The sequence below is a fragment of the Enterobacter sp. 148H3 genome (genome assembly GCF_034107425.1).
Classification (GTDB): Bacteria; Pseudomonadota; Gammaproteobacteria; order Enterobacterales; family Enterobacteriaceae; genus Enterobacter; species Enterobacter vonholyi.
Genome location: NZ_JAWNEI010000001.1, coordinates 250494 through 265129, shown reverse-complemented (window position 1 = coordinate 265129; position 14636 = coordinate 250494). Strand labels below are relative to the sequence as shown.

Below are 14636 nucleotides of genomic sequence, written 5' to 3'. Positions count from 1 at the left end.
TTCGCCGGGTGGCGGCTTCGCCTTACCCGGCCTACGTTTCTATGCTCACGCTTAAAACGGAAACAGGACCGGTATCAATACCACGCACACCACCATCACCAGCACGGTGAACGGCACGCCCAGCTTTACGAAATCGCTGAATCGATAGTTCCCCGGCCCCAGCACCAGCGTGTTTACCGGAGAAGAGACCGGCGTCATAAATGCCGCGGAAGCGGCCATCGCCACCATCATCGCAAACGGGTACGGCGAAACGCCCATGGACTTTGCCATCGCCAGCGCGATAGGCGCCATCAGAACCGCCGTCGCGGTATTCGAGATAAACAGACCGATGGTGGCGCACATGATAAATAAACAGACCATCATCATGTACGGCCCATACCCGCCGCCAACGTCCATTAAGCCTTTAACGATCAGATCCACCCCGCCGGTTTTTTGCAGCGCCAGGGCGAAGGGCATCATTCCGACAATGAGAATTATGCTCGGCCAGTGAACGGCTTTATAGGCGCTTTCGGCGTCAATACAGCGGAATTTACCCATCAACAGGCAGGCGATGATTGCCGCGACCGGATTGGGAATTTCATCGGTCAGCATCAGCGCCACCATCAGCACCAGACAAAAAATAGCGTGAGGCGCCTGGCTGTGCGCAGGCGACGCGTCGCTCTCCTCAACAGGCATGTTGAGCACCACAAAATCACGCCCTTTTTGCCCGAGCTGGCTTATCAGCTTCCAGTTACCGACAACCAGGAAGATGTCGCCCAGCAGGATCGGCTCATCGACTACCGCCCCTTCCATCGCCACGCCATCGCGCTTCAGCCCCACGACGTTAAGGCCATAACGGGTACGGAATCCCATTTCCCGCACGGTTTTACCTAACAGTTCCGACTCCGGGATTAGCGACACCTCGGCCATGCCGACATCCAGCGCCTGATCGGAGAAATACTCCCCGCGAAGCACCATAGGTTCCAGCAGCTGTTCGCTGCAAAAATCGCGCAGGTCCACGTCCGCGGTGGACATATCAATCAGCAGGACGTCACGCGCGCGGAATTCCGACACCCCGTTGACGTTAACGATCACTCGACGAAAACGTCGCCAGCGCTCTACGCCAATCACATTCGCGCCATAGCGCTCACGCAGTTTCAGGTCATCCAGCCGCTGTCCCACCATCGGCGAGCCGGGGCGAATAGCCAGACGGCGCGCGCGCCCGGTAAGGCGGTACTCTTTAATCAAATCGCGGAAGGTGCGTCGCTTCCATCCTTCTTTATTTTTGTCCTGTCTTTCACCTTTAAGGGCAAAACGGGTCAGCAGCATGTAGACCACGCCCATTACAAGAATAACCAGCCCAAGCGGGGTGACGCTGAAAAAACTGAAGCCCTCAAATCCTTCCCGGATCAGCTCGCTGTTGACGACCAGGTTCGGCGGCGTTGCCACCAACGTCATCATTCCGCTGATCAAACCGGCGAAACTCAGGGGCATCATCAGGCGCGACGGCGAGCTCTGCATCCGCATGGAAACGCTCAGCACCACCGGGATAAAGATGGCGACCACGCCCGTGGAGCTCATAAACGCTCCCAGCCCGGCGACGGTCACCATCAGGTAGATCAACATTTTGGTTTCGCTGCTGCCCGCCACTTTCACTAGCCACGACCCCACAATAGTCGCCACGCCGGTGCGCACCAGCCCATCACCAATAATAAACAGGGCTGCAATCAGGATAACGTTGGGATCGCTAAACCCGGAGAAGGCTTCCGGCAGCGTGAGCGTACCGCTCAGCACAAACGCGACGATGACAAACAGGGCGACGGCGTCCATGCGTACCTTGCCCGTTGCAAAAAGAAGGATGGCGATTAAAAGCAGGCTCAGGACCCAAATCAGTTCACCGTTCACAACATGTCCTTGTCAGTGGGAGATGAGAAATTTTGCCATAAAAAAGCCCCATCAGCGTGGGGCTATATCATGGGTTTACATTTTTAGCGAGACGGTTACAACACCATCAGAGGCTTTCGAAACAGCCAGTGCCGTCAGTGAATCGAGCACCAAATCTGCCTCCTCCAGGCGGGGAGATCCCGCCGGAACGTTAACGGCGATGACGTGGCTCCCTGCGTTCAGCCCGGCCAGTACGCCTGCCGCCGCATCTTCCACCACCACGCACTCTGCCGGGTCGAGGCCCAGCAGTTCAGCGCCCAGTAAAAATGCATCAGGTTCCGGTTTACCCCGCTTCACGCGCTCCGCCGTAATAAACACGTCAGGCGTCGGCAACCCTGCCGCCTTGTGTCGGGCGTGGGCAACCGGTACGGAACCGGAGGTGACGATAGCCCACGGGATCTGCGCCTCGTTCAAATGCTCAAGCAGTTCGTGCGCGCCTGGTAATGCGGTGATGCCGTCAGTATCGGTGGCTTCAATATGCTCCAGGTATTTGAACTCCGCCTGAATTTCGTCCTCAGTGCGTCCGGCCAGGAAGTGCCGTAGCGAGGTAATGGCCTGTTTGCCATGGATAAAATTCAGCACGTCCTGATGGTCGATGCCATGTCTGTCAGCCCAATGGCACCATGAACGCTCAACAACCGGCAGCGAGTCCACCAGCGTACCGTCCAGATCAAACAGAAAACCTCTACACTGCACACGCACCTCCGTCAGGCATTAATGATTTGTTGAATTTCGTTGCTGCTTAAATGGTACTGACGCGGACAGGCATGCCACGCGCTCAGCATGCGCTGATACTTATCCCACATCGGGGTCTGCGCGTTGAAGCCGTGGGTGCCCGCGTCAAAGTGGGTATAACGCCCTTCAGTATTCACCATAAAACGAACATAGCTCAGATAACGCGCTTCCGTTGCGGCATCAAAGCCTAAAAAGGTCACGCGGCGCTCGTCAATGGACTGCCGATCTTTGAGATTCGTCCAGGACACGTGCAGAGCGTGATACATCTCCATAATATCGATCACGATGCGGCAGGTTTCTTCTTTCAGCTCGCCAAACTCGCGGTCCAGTTCACGCATTTGCAAACCAAAGCCGCGTTCGACTATGGTTTGCAGGCGGCTGTAGCGCGCAGCGTTATCGGGATCAAGCATAGTCATCATCTTGTACTGGTTAGACAAAATCAGACGTTGAGCATGGGTCATTTCCATCTTTCGACTCCTGTAGCGCATTGCACTTAAAAAAAAGACACGGTAACTGATTGTTACTGTGCCTTCTTTTCGTCGTCGTTTCGATGATCAATCACAAATCATCGAGGAATGTTTTATCCAGTTGCTTAAAAGCACGCTTTAACGTGTCCGCCAGCGCCTGGTAATCCGGCTTGCCTTCAACCGGGGCGAGCGCCTGCCCGGCCTCTTCAAGCTTACCGCGCACTTCATAAAACCAGTGTAAAATAGAAGGTGGAAGTGGCGTGATGGACCGTTTACCTAACCACCACAGGCCTTGCATCGGCAGGCTTAATGCGAAGAGCGCCGTGGCGACGGCAGGTCCAAGCTGCCCACCCAGCGCAATCTGCCAGCACAGCGTAAAGACAGCGACAGGCGGCATAAAGCGAATCGCATAGCGCGTGGCGCGGATGGTGCGATTCTCAATAAACATCGGCGCAAGGCGCTTTTCCATTGGCCACGTCTTTGCATAATGCTGTCCCCGACGAAACAGACTGAAGAAATTTACGGACGGGTTCTCTGGTGTCGACATGGCTGTACCTCAACTTCACATATAAAAATTAAAATTTTCGTGCAAAACCACAACAAGCTATGACAACGTTCAAAATATTTTGTCATCTCTACCCCGTATCGGGTATCCTGTGCCAGCCTGATAGGGCCATAGACGAGAATCATTAGCTCGTCAAATTATTGCATATTATGCCATTGGCTGAAAATTGTGCAAAATGGCATAAAATCATAGTTATTTCTTCCATCATGCCACAATGTTCGTTTGGCATGATGTTAATCATAAATGTCCGAGTCATCATGCGTTACGCTGTTAGACTCACTGACGTTTTTTTAGCCACGTATCAATAATAGGTACTTCCATGTCGAGTAAGTTAGTACTGGTTCTGAACTGCGGTAGCTCCTCACTGAAATTCGCCATCATCGATGCGCTCAACGGTGACGAATACCTCTCTGGTTTGGCCGAATGTTTCCATCTGCCTGAAGCACGTATCAAGTGGAAGATGGACGGCAGCAAACAAGAAGCGGCTTTAGGTGCAGGCGCCGCTCACAGTGAAGCGCTGAACTTTATCGTTAACACTATTCTGGCACAAAAACCAGAACTGTCTGCTCAGCTGACTGCGATTGGTCACCGTATCGTCCACGGCGGCGAAAAATACACCAGCTCCGTGGTGATCGACGAATCTGTGATCCAGGGCATCAAGGACTCTGCGTCCTTCGCACCGCTGCACAACCCGGCTCACCTGATCGGTATCGCTGAAGCACTGAAATCCTTCCCGAATCTGAAAGACAAAAACGTGGCCGTGTTCGACACCGCGTTCCATCAGACCATGCCGGAAGAGTCTTACCTCTATGCCCTGCCATACAGCCTCTACAAAGAACACGGCGTACGTCGTTACGGCGCGCACGGCACCAGCCACTTCTATGTGACTCAGGAAGCCGCAAAAGTCCTGAACAAGCCGGTTGAAGAACTGAACATCATCACCTGCCACCTGGGCAACGGTGGTTCTGTTTCGGCTATCCGCAACGGTAAATGTGTTGATACTTCCATGGGTCTGACCCCGCTGGAAGGTCTGGTGATGGGTACCCGTTCCGGTGACATCGACCCGGCAATCATCTTCCACCTGCATGACACCCTGGGCATGAGCGTTGACCAGATCAACAAAATGCTGACCAAAGAGTCTGGCCTGCTGGGTCTGACCGAAGTCACCAGCGACTGCCGTTACGTTGAAGACAACTACGCAGAGAAAGAAGACGCTAAACGTGCAATGGACGTTTACTGCCACCGTCTGGCGAAGTACATCGGCTCTTACACTGCGCTGATGGAAGGCCGTCTGGACGCGGTTATCTTCACTGGTGGTATCGGTGAGAACGCGGCAATGGTTCGTGAACTGTCCCTGGGCAAACTGGGCGTTCTGGGCTTTGAGGTTGATCACGAGCGTAACCTGGCTGCCCGCTTCGGCAAGTCTGGCTTCATCAACAAAGAAGGCACCCGCCCTGCTCTCGTAATCCCAACTAACGAAGAGCTGGTCATCGCGCAAGACGCGCACCGCCTGACTGCCTGATTCCACACCGCCAGCAATGCTGGCGGTGCTGTTTTGTAACCCGCCCAATTGCGGCGGTAACGAAAGAGGATAAACCGTGTCCCGTACTATTATGCTGATCCCTACCGGAACCAGCGTCGGCCTGACCAGCGTCAGCCTTGGCGTTATCCGTGCTATGGAACGCAAAGGCGTTCGTCTGAGCGTCTTTAAGCCAATCGCCCAGCCACGTGCCGGTGGCGATGCGCCAGACCAGACCACCACCATCGTGCGCAAAAACTCCAATCTGCCAGCGGCCGAACCGCTGAAGATGAGCCACGTTGAATCTCTCCTCTCCAGCAACCAGAAAGATGTGCTGATGGAAGAGATCATCGCCAACTACCATGCTAACGCGCAAGACGCGGAAGTGGTGCTGGTAGAAGGTCTGGTTCCAACCCGCAAACATCAGTTTGCTCAGTCTCTGAACTTTGAAATTGCGAAAACCCTGAACGCAGAGATCGTTTTCGTGATGTCTCAGGGCACCGACACCCCAGAGCAGCTGAACGAGCGTATCGAGCTGACGCGCAGCAGCTTCGGCGGCGCGAAAAACACCAACATCACCGGCGTGATCGTCAACAAGCTGAACGCGCCAGTGGATGAGCAGGGCCGTACTCGCCCTGACCTGTCCGAGATCTTCGACGACTCTTCCAAAGCGAAAGTCATCAAAGTTGACCCGGCTAAGCTGCAGGAATCCAGCCCGCTTCCAGTTCTGGGCGCGGTGCCATGGAGCTTCGATCTGATTGCCACCCGTGCAATCGACATGGCGCGTCACCTGAACGCCACCATCGTTAACGAAGGCGACATCAACACCCGCCGCGTGAAGTCCGTGACCTTCTGTGCGCGTAGCATTCCGCACATGCTGGAACACTTCCGCGCAGGTTCCCTGCTGGTGACCTCCGCAGACCGTCCTGACGTGCTGGTTGCAGCCTGCCTGGCCGCGATGAACGGTGTGGAAATCGGTGCGATCCTGCTGACCGGTGCCTACGAGATGGACCCGCGCGTCAGCAAGCTGTGCGAACGCGCGTTCGCTACCGGCCTGCCGGTCTTCATGGTGAACACCAACACCTGGCAGACCTCCCTGAGCCTGCAGAGCTTCAACCTGGAAGTGCCGGTTGATGACCACGAGCGTATCGAGAAAGTTCAGGAATACGTTGCGGGCTACATCAACGCAGACTGGATCGAATCCCTGACTGCGACCTCCGAGCGCAGCCGTCGTCTGTCTCCTCCAGCATTCCGTTACCAGCTGACCGAGCTGGCGCGCAAAGCGGGCAAACGCGTTGTTCTGCCAGAAGGCGATGAACCACGTACCGTTAAAGCAGCGGCTATCTGTGCAGAGCGCGGCATCGCGACCTGTGTGCTGCTGGGTAACCCGGATGAGATCAACCGCGTGGCGGCCTCTCAGGGCGTTGAGCTGGGCGCAGGCATTGAAATCGTTGACCCGGAAGTGGTTCGCGAAAGCTACGTTGCCCGTCTGGTAGAGCTGCGTAAGAGCAAAGGCATGACCGAAGCCGTTGCGCGCGAGCAGCTGGAAGACAACGTTGTGCTGGGCACGCTGATGCTGGAGCAGGACGAAGTTGACGGTCTGGTTTCCGGTGCGGTTCACACCACAGCGAACACCATCCGTCCACCGCTGCAGCTGATCAAAACCGCGCCAGGCAGCTCTCTGGTTTCTTCCGTGTTCTTCATGCTGCTGCCTGAACAGGTTTACGTTTACGGCGACTGCGCGATCAACCCGGATCCAACCGCAGAACAGCTGGCAGAAATCGCTATCCAGTCCGCGGACTCCGCGATTGCCTTCGGTATCGAACCGCGCGTGGCGATGCTCTCCTACTCCACCGGTACCTCTGGTGCAGGTAGCGACGTAGAGAAAGTGCGTGAAGCGACCCGTCTGGCACAGGAAAAACGTCCTGACCTGATGATCGACGGCCCGCTGCAGTACGACGCCGCCGTAATGGCTGACGTTGCGAAATCTAAAGCGCCGAACTCGCCGGTTGCAGGCCGCGCTACCGTGTTCATCTTCCCGGATCTGAACACCGGTAACACCACCTACAAAGCGGTGCAGCGTTCTGCCGACCTGATCTCCATCGGGCCGATGCTGCAGGGCATGCGCAAACCTGTGAACGACCTGTCTCGTGGCGCACTGGTAGACGATATCGTTTACACCATCGCGCTGACGGCTATCCAGTCTTCGCAGCAGCAGTAATGTTAAAAAGCCCGGTGGCGCTAGCGCTTACCGGGCAAGAAAGGCGACCACTTAACCGGTCGCCTTTTTTATTTACAGCAGCTCGCGCGCCGCCGATACAATGTCATGTGCCGTCAGGCCATACTCTTTCTGCAGAAAATCCTGCGTCCCCACCTGGCCATAACGCTCCTTAACGCCCACCCGCCGCATCGGCACCGGGCAGGTTTCCGCCAGCACTTCCGCCACCGCCGACCCGAGGCCGTTGTGAATGCTGTGGTTTTCACAGGTGACGATGCGCCCGGTTTTCTCGGCGTAGTTTTTCACCAGCATCCGGTCAATGGGCTTCAGGGTAAACATGTCGATGACCGCCGCGCTGACGCCCTCCTGCTCAAGCTGGCGCGCGGCTTCCAGCGCTTCCGACACCATGATGCCGTTGGCAATCAGGGTAATATCGGTTCCTTCGCGCAGCACGTTGCCTTTGCCAATGGTGAAGGTTGAGCCAGGCGCATACACGCTCGGTGCCTGCTTACGGATGGTCCGCACCCAGTAGAAGCCGTCGAGATCGATAAGCTGTCGCAGCACGTCCTCGAACATCACCGCGTCGGTCACCTCCAGCACCACCGAATGCGCCAGACCGCGCACGATGCCCATATCCTCAAACGACATATGCGTTCCGCCGTTGTGGCAGGCCGTCACGCCCGCGTCTGAAGCAATCACCTTCACGTTGTTTCGCTGATAGTCCAGAGACATAAACAGCTGGTCAAAACAGCGGCGGCTGGCAAAGGCGGTGAAGGTGTGAACGAACGGCTTGCGTCCGGTAAGCGACAGCCCCGCCGCCGTGCCGATGACGTTGGCCTCCATAATGCCGCAGTTAATCACGTGCTGCGGATAATCGCGCGCTACGCCGTCCATCGCCATCGAGCTCATCAGATCTGCTTCGAGCGCAATGATGTCACTTCCGGCCTCAATCTGTTTTGCCACGAAGCCAGCGTAGACCTTACGCATCTCAACGGCGTCTTTCTGTCCTGCCGGTGCAACCTTAATCATGTGAAGCCTCCAGTTGGCGAATCGTCTCGTTGAGGGCCGCTTTGCTCTCCGCGGTCAATCGCAGGTGGTGCGAATTGCTGAGCTGCTCCAGATACGGCACCCCCTGGCCTTTGATGCTGTCGAGGATCACCACCCGCGGGCGAGCGTCCGCGGCAGGCACCCGGGACGTCACCTCCAGCAGCGCAGGAATGTCGTCCCCCTTCACCGTCACCACGTCAAAGCCAAAGGCGCGGAATTTGCCCTCCAGGTCGAACGCGCTGATGATCTCGTCCAGCTCGCCGTCGAGCTGTTGTTTGTTCCAGTCGACAAATACCGTCAGGTTGTTCAGGCGATGGTGGGCAATAAACTGGAATGCTTCCCAGCACTGCCCCTCGTTCAGCTCGCCGTCGCCGACGATACAGAAGACCCGATTCGGTCGCCCGGCCAGCCTGTGCGACAGCGCCATACCGCCGGCGATGGAAATCCCCTGTCCCAGCGAACCGGTAGTAGCATCTACGCCACGCGTTTTCAGGCGGTCCGGGTGGCTCGGCAGGCGCGTGCCGTTCTGGTTCAGCGTGCTTAGCTCTTCCACCGGGAAATAGCCCTTGATTGCCAGCGTGCTGTAGAGCGCCGGGCCCGCATGGCCTTTCGACAGGACAAAATAGTCTCGCTCCGGCCAGTCCGGATCCGCCGGGTCGATTTTCATCACCGCGCCGTAGAGTACGGCCAGCGTTTCAACCACCGACATGCTGCCGCCGTAGTGGCCAAAGCCCAGCTGCGTCAGCGACTTCAGCGTCTCAAGGCGGATCTGACGCGCGAGTTCGGTTATCTCTTTCTCATTCATGATTTGGCTCCGGTGTTTTCCTGCGCGTTACCGCCCGCAGGTTTGTTTTTCGCGAAGACGTTGTACGCCACCAGCAGCGCGAACAGCGCCACGACCAGCCCGGTGATGGCCAGCGGCGACAGGAAGCGCGCCAGGTTGCCGAGGACAATCCCGACCGCGCCGAAGTCGGCGTCCGAGAAGGTGGTGTTGGCAAAACCAATGGCGCCCAGTACCGGCAGCAATAGGACCGGCAGGAAGGTAATCAGCAGACCGTTGGCAAACGCACCAATCATCGCCCCGCGACGTCCGCCGGTGGCATTACCGAACACGCCAGCGGTTGCGCCGGTGAAGAAGTGCGGCACCACGCCCGGGAGGATTAGCACCCAGCTGAACTGACCGCAGATGAACAACCCCACAATCCCGCCGAGGAAGCTAAACAGGAAACCAATCAGCACCGCGTTTGGCGCATAGGGGTACACCACCGGGCAGTCCAGCGCAGGACGCGCGTTCGGCACCAGTTTCTCCGAGAAGCCGGTAAAGGCCGGGACGATTTCTGCCAGAATCAGGCGTACGCCCTGCAGGATAATGAACACCCCCGCCGCAAAGGTGATTGCCATGATGATGGCGTAGACGAGGTAGTTCTGGCCGGCGCTGAAGGTAGCCTCGACGTACTCGCGCCCGGCGCTCACAGCCATGATCAGGTAGATAATCATCATGGTCAGGGAGATGGAGATCGAACTGTCGCGCAGGAAGCTCAGATTCTTCGGCAGGTTCATCTCTTCGGTTGAGCGGGAGCCTTTGCCGACCTTGCTGCCAATCCAGCCTGAAAGCACGTAGCCCAGCGTGCCGAAGTGGCCGAAGGCAATCTCATCGTTGCCGGTAATGCGCTTCATGTAGCGCTGCGCAATCGCCGGGAAGAAAGCCATGATCAGGCCGAGGATCAGCGAGCCTGTAAAGACCAGTCCTACGCCTTCAAAGCCCGCCACCGTCAGGATCACGCCAATCATGCATGCCATGTAAAACGTGTGGTGCCCGGTCAGGAAGATGTACTTCAGGCGAGTAAAGCGCGCGACGATAATATTCGCCACCATGCCGAAGGCCATAATCAGCGCGGTCGCTGCACCGTATTTTTCCAGCGCAATGGAGACAATAGCTTCATTGTTTGGAATAATGCCCTGAATCGTAAAGGCGTGTTCGAACATACCGCCTAGCGGATTTAATGACCCGACCAGCACAGTGGCGCCACCGCCCAGCACAATAAAGCCCAGAATAGTTTTAATGGTTCCTTTCACCACGTCCGAAAACGCTTTTTTCTGCGCAACCAGACCAATAAGCGCAATTAAACCGACCAGCACCGAAGGGACTTTTAAAATATCAACAACGAAATTCAGCGTTTCAAGGATAAACATATCCACCTCGCCTTATCAGGGTTATTGTCTTTCGAACCAGGCGCGCAGCTGCGCTTCAAGTTCGTTGATGTCGATGATGTTGTTGATCACCACCAGCTGGCTTTCCGGCACGCTGGCGCTGGCCGCAATGTCTTTTGCCATCACGAACAGGTCGGCCGCGCCTGGCGTGGCCGAGGAGAGATCGGAATGTTCAACCTCAGCCTCAATCTCCAGCTTTTTGAGCACCTTTTTTATATTCATTTCGACCATAAAACTGCTGCCCAGGCCAGAACCGCAAATAGCCATGATTTTCATTGTTATCCCCTTATTTTGAGTAGAGTACGCCCCATCACGCTGACGCGTAATGTTGTGAAAAACCGGATTACAGAATTAAATCAGAAGCGGTTAATAATTGTTTTAATTTCCTCCCGCGTATTCGCCTGATGCAGTTTCTCCATATCCTCGTCGCTGGAAAATAATTCCGCGAGTGCGGATATCATTTCAATATGGCTATGTTTGTCCGGTGCCGCGAGCATGATAATCACATCGACAGGGTCAAACTCACCGGCACCAAACGAGACGCCCTGTTTTAGTTTTAATAAAGACAACCCCAATCCTTTGGCGCCTTCCTCCGGCCGCGCATGCGGCATCGCCAGCCCTGGTGCCAGCACATAATAGGGTCCTAACGTGTGGTGTTGCTGGATGATGGCCGTGACGTATTCGGGCTCAATCACCTGCAAATCCAGAAGCGGCTTCGCGCACAGCTCCAGCGCCTGCGGCCAGTTTTCCACGCTATCCTGCAGCGTGATGGTTGTATCATATATCCATTTTTTGAGCACTTTTCACTCCCGCTACACGCTAAAGATGAGCAAACTTTATTCAACAGATCGCTGGATGACTGCGATCGCGATCACAAAGATAGCGCTACCAATAGTTAACATGCAAAAATGTGATAGCGCTATCAAATTGCAATCACGGTGCTAAATCACAGCAAAAAAAGGGATTTAAGGCGTATACTGCCTGTCACGTGAAACGAAGGAAAATAAGAACGCGTCTGGTCAGCAGGAAGGTGTATGTCTCTAACCCGAAAACGGCGCAGTACTGGTAAAGTGACACTTGCCGATGTCGCACAGCTTGCCGGTGTGGGCACGATGACCGTGTCCCGTGCGCTTCGCACGCCCGAACAGGTTTCCGATAAACTACGAGAAAAAATTGAAGCTGCCGTGCAGGAGCTGGGTTATATGCCTAATCTTGCCGCCAGTGCCCTTGCCTCGGCGTCGTCATGGACGATAGCCATGGTGGTGCCCAACCTCTCCGAAGCCGGTTGTTCGGAGATGTTCGCCGGGCTACAGCAGGTGCTGCAGCCTGCCGGATATCAGATCATGCTGGCAGAATCCCAGCATCGCCTTGAGCAGGAGGAGAAACTGCTGGAGACGCTGCTGGCGTCGAACATTGCCGCCGCTATCCTGCTCAGCGTTGAACATACCGATACTGTTCGCCACTGGCTGAAAAATGCCTCTATTCCGGTGATGGAGATGGGCGCAATGCGCGCCGATCCGATTGATATGAATATCGGGATTGATAACGTGGCGGCCATGTATGAACTCACGGAAATGGTGATTAAGCGCGGCTATCAAAATATTGGCCTGCTGTGCGCCAACCAGGAGCAGTGGATTTTCCAGCAGCACCTTCAGGGCTGGTACAAAGCCATGCTTCGCCACCATATGTCGCCGAACCGGGTCATTAACGCGGCGATGCCGCCTAGCTTCTCGACCGGCGCGGCGCAGCTGCCCGAGTTCCTGCTGGCCTGGCCGGAGCTGGATGCGCTGGTATGCGTCTCTGACGAGCTGGCCTGCGGCGCGCTATACGAGTGCCAGCGCAGGCGAATCAAGGTGCCGGACGATCTGGCAGTGGTAGGCTTTGGCGATAGCGACGTGAGCCGCGTCTGTCAGCCGCCGCTGACGACGATGGCGGTGCCGCATCGTAAGATTGGAATTGAAGCCGGGAAAGCGTTGCTGGAGCGTCTGAATGACGGTGACTGGCGCGATCAAAAGCCCATCGCGTCCAGTCTGTGTCTGAGAGAGAGTTGCTGAAGCTTACTCAGCCTCTTCCTCTTTCTCTGATTTGGTCGATTCGTTTTTGGCGTTGCGGGTCATCCACAGCGCCAGCGCTTTTAACGAATCCGGCGTAAACTCGTCGCAACGCGCGGTAATTTCTTCCGGCGTCATCCAGCAGACTTCACTCACCTCTTCTTCCTGCAGGGCAAACGGGCCGTGAGAAACGCAGCTAAACAGCCCGCCCCAGACGCGACAGTTTTCGTCTTCGAAATAGAACTGACCGTGCTCTGCAAACGGCACACCGGCGATACCTAGCTCTTCTTCTGCTTCTCGACGCGCGGAATCCAGCAGCACTTCATCTGCCTGGACAACCCCGCCTGCAGTGGCATCCAACATCCCTGGGAGAAAATCTTTGGTGTCCGTACGGCGCTGGACCAGAATTTTGCCCATACCGTCATGCACAACGATGTACGTTGCACGGTGACGCAGACGCTCCGCACGCATTTGTTCGCGACTGGCCTGCGCGATCACTTCATTCTCTTCGCTGACAATGTCAACCCACTCTGTACTTGCCAAATGACTCTGCTCCACCATCGGGAAACCTTCTCTTCTAAGCGCTCTTTCGGCGCGTTTGCAGTTGAGGTGTAACTTACGGATTAATCGCTACCTGCGCAATAACTTGCTGATCATTAAGTGCGATAACGCTCAGGGTATTTCCTTCCAGCATGCCGTAGCTCGCAGGATATCCGCCTTTTGGGATGCTAACCGAGCCCGGATTAAAGTGATAAATCTCACCGCGTTTTTCCGCAACCGGAATATGAGTATGACCGTAAACCAGGACATCGCCAGCCGCGAGAGCCGGGAGATTATCCGGGCTGAAAAGATGTCCGTGGGTCAGAAACAGGCGGTGTTGTTCGAGCAGCACCTGCTGCCACGGCGCGGTAATGGGAAAATGCAGCAGCATCTGGTCCACTTCGCTGTCACAGTTGCCGCGAACGGCGATGATGCGCGAGGCATACGGGTTGAGTTTTTCCACGACCCGCGCAGGGTCATAGCCCTCCGGCAGCGCGTTGCGAGGGCCATGATTCAGCACGTCGCCCAAAATAATCAGCCACTGCGCACCGCTTTGTGCAAACAGGGAAAGGACACGCTCGGTTGCGGGCAGCGATCCATGGATATCCGACGCAAACATCAGTTTCATCAGTCACTCCTCGGGAAAACAGACTGCCCCCATCATACCTTAAGCGTCTGGGCTTATCAGCCCGCGCGCTTAGCCGAGAGTGCCACATAGCGCTGCACGGAGGCACGCTGCCACTGAAACGCAGCATAATCCACCAGCAGCTGCGGCACCTCATCACCGTTGAGGATCAGGCGGTTTAACATCAACGCCAGATCGGCGTCGGCAATGCACCACTCGCCAAAAAGATTCGGGTTGCCATGGGCAAGCAGCGAGATGGCGGTTTCAATCAGTTTCTTCGCGCTTTCTACACCTTCTGCGCTCAGCGCCGGCTTTTTCACCCCGGCAAACACGACGTCCGTCGAGCGTTCGACGCGAATCGGCACCAGATCGCTACGCAGCCACGCCTGGATCTGCCGCGCCCGCGCGCGCTTTTGCAGATCGTGAGGATAGATACGTTCCCACTCCGGGGGGGCGAACCGATCTTCCAGATACTCATCGATCGCCGACGATTCGCTCAGGGCAAAACCGTCAATCTCCAGCACCGGCACGCGTCGGGTCAGGTCGTAACCCTGCCACTGTGGATTGAGATGTTCACCGCCGTCGAGATCAACGGTCTTCAGCGTAAAGGTGAGTCCTTTTTCGGCCAGCGCAACGTATACGCTCATAACATAGGGAGAAAAGAAATTCGCATCGGACCACAACGTGATTACGGGCTGGTTCATAACATCCTCATCGGCTGATCGGGTTTTTACT

Annotated in this window: 15 protein-coding genes; 3 read left to right on the top strand and 12 right to left on the bottom strand. The window is 56.1% G+C overall.

The features are described from left to right. Window positions 1-51: 51 nt before the first annotated feature. The 4 genes from USH94_RS01235 to yfbV form a co-directional block, all read right to left on the bottom strand. Window positions 52-1884 (bottom strand): SLC13 family permease, encoded by a 1833-nt coding sequence (locus USH94_RS01235; RefSeq protein WP_111965269.1) that lies wholly within the window; start codon window positions 1882-1884, stop codon window positions 52-54. Between the two features lie 75 nt (window positions 1885-1959). After that, the gene (locus tag USH94_RS01230; RefSeq protein ID WP_111965268.1) at window positions 1960-2619 is read right to left on the bottom strand and encodes a sugar phosphatase; all 660 of its coding nucleotides are present in this window, start codon (window positions 2617-2619) and stop codon (window positions 1960-1962) included. Window positions 2620-2630: 11 nt separating this feature from the next. Beyond that, a complete protein-coding gene (locus tag USH94_RS01225) occupies window positions 2631-3125 on the bottom strand; it encodes a YfbU family protein (RefSeq protein WP_023617380.1) in 495 nt (164 codons plus the stop codon). A gap of 91 nt (window positions 3126-3216) precedes the next feature. Beyond that, window positions 3217-3672 carry a terminus macrodomain insulation protein YfbV gene (gene yfbV, locus USH94_RS01220; protein WP_023312543.1) on the bottom strand — a complete coding sequence of 152 codons (456 nt, stop codon included), beginning with the start codon at window positions 3670-3672 and terminating at the stop codon, window positions 3217-3219. A 337-nt stretch (window positions 3673-4009) separates the two neighbouring features. Here yfbV and ackA point away from each other — a divergent pair, with 337 nt between their 5' ends. Beyond that, on the top strand, window positions 4010-5212 hold the full coding sequence (gene ackA, locus USH94_RS01215; protein WP_063145415.1) for an acetate kinase: 1203 nt from the start codon (window positions 4010-4012) through the stop codon (window positions 5210-5212). A gap of 76 nt (window positions 5213-5288) precedes the next feature. Then, entirely contained in the window at window positions 5289-7430 is a 2142-nt protein-coding gene (pta, locus tag USH94_RS01210; protein ID WP_047174245.1) for a phosphate acetyltransferase, read from the top strand. Between the two features lie 72 nt (window positions 7431-7502). On the opposite strand, the gene USH94_RS01205 is transcribed toward pta, so the two are convergent. The 5 genes from USH94_RS01205 to USH94_RS01185 all read right to left on the bottom strand — a co-directional run bounded on the left by USH94_RS01205 (window position 7503) and on the right by USH94_RS01185 (window position 11485). Then, window positions 7503-8456: a transketolase family protein gene (locus USH94_RS01205; protein ID WP_111965267.1), complete on the bottom strand. Its 954-nt coding sequence runs from the start codon at window positions 8454-8456 to the stop codon at window positions 7503-7505. Next, window positions 8449-9279: a transketolase gene (locus USH94_RS01200; RefSeq protein ID WP_111965266.1), complete on the bottom strand. Its 831-nt coding sequence runs from the start codon at window positions 9277-9279 to the stop codon at window positions 8449-8451. The genes USH94_RS01205 and USH94_RS01200 overlap by 8 nt, the downstream gene beginning before the upstream one ends. Beyond that, window positions 9276-10667, bottom strand: coding sequence for a PTS ascorbate transporter subunit IIC (locus tag USH94_RS01195; protein WP_023617386.1), 1392 nt, complete (start codon window positions 10665-10667; stop codon window positions 9276-9278). The genes USH94_RS01200 and USH94_RS01195 overlap by 4 nt, the downstream gene beginning before the upstream one ends. 21 nt (window positions 10668-10688) lie before the next feature. Further along, a complete protein-coding gene (locus tag USH94_RS01190) occupies window positions 10689-10961 on the bottom strand; it encodes a PTS sugar transporter subunit IIB (protein ID WP_003861447.1) in 273 nt (90 codons plus the stop codon). An 80-nt stretch (window positions 10962-11041) separates the two neighbouring features. Next, on the bottom strand, window positions 11042-11485 hold the full coding sequence (locus tag USH94_RS01185; protein ID WP_111965265.1) for a PTS sugar transporter subunit IIA: 444 nt from the start codon (window positions 11483-11485) through the stop codon (window positions 11042-11044). A 234-nt stretch (window positions 11486-11719) separates the two neighbouring features. On the opposite strand from USH94_RS01185, the gene USH94_RS01180 reads away from it, so the two are divergent. After that, window positions 11720-12739: a LacI family DNA-binding transcriptional regulator gene (locus USH94_RS01180; RefSeq protein ID WP_029741925.1), complete on the top strand. Its 1020-nt coding sequence runs from the start codon at window positions 11720-11722 to the stop codon at window positions 12737-12739. A gap of 3 nt (window positions 12740-12742) precedes the next feature. On the opposite strand, the gene yfcD is transcribed toward USH94_RS01180, so the two are convergent. From yfcD to yfcF, 3 genes are read right to left on the bottom strand one after another with little or no spacing between them, the layout of a single operon-like run. Continuing rightward, window positions 12743-13297, bottom strand: a complete 555-nt coding sequence (gene yfcD / locus USH94_RS01175) for an NUDIX hydrolase YfcD (protein WP_032641987.1) — start codon at window positions 13295-13297, stop codon at window positions 12743-12745. A 55-nt stretch (window positions 13298-13352) separates the two neighbouring features. Next, a complete protein-coding gene (gene yfcE, locus USH94_RS01170) occupies window positions 13353-13904 on the bottom strand; it encodes a phosphodiesterase (protein ID WP_146749043.1) in 552 nt (183 codons plus the stop codon). 56 nt (window positions 13905-13960) lie between these two features. After that, on the bottom strand, window positions 13961-14605 hold the full coding sequence (gene yfcF / locus USH94_RS01165; RefSeq protein ID WP_111965263.1) for a glutathione transferase: 645 nt from the start codon (window positions 14603-14605) through the stop codon (window positions 13961-13963). Between the last annotated feature and the right edge of the window lie 31 nt (window positions 14606-14636).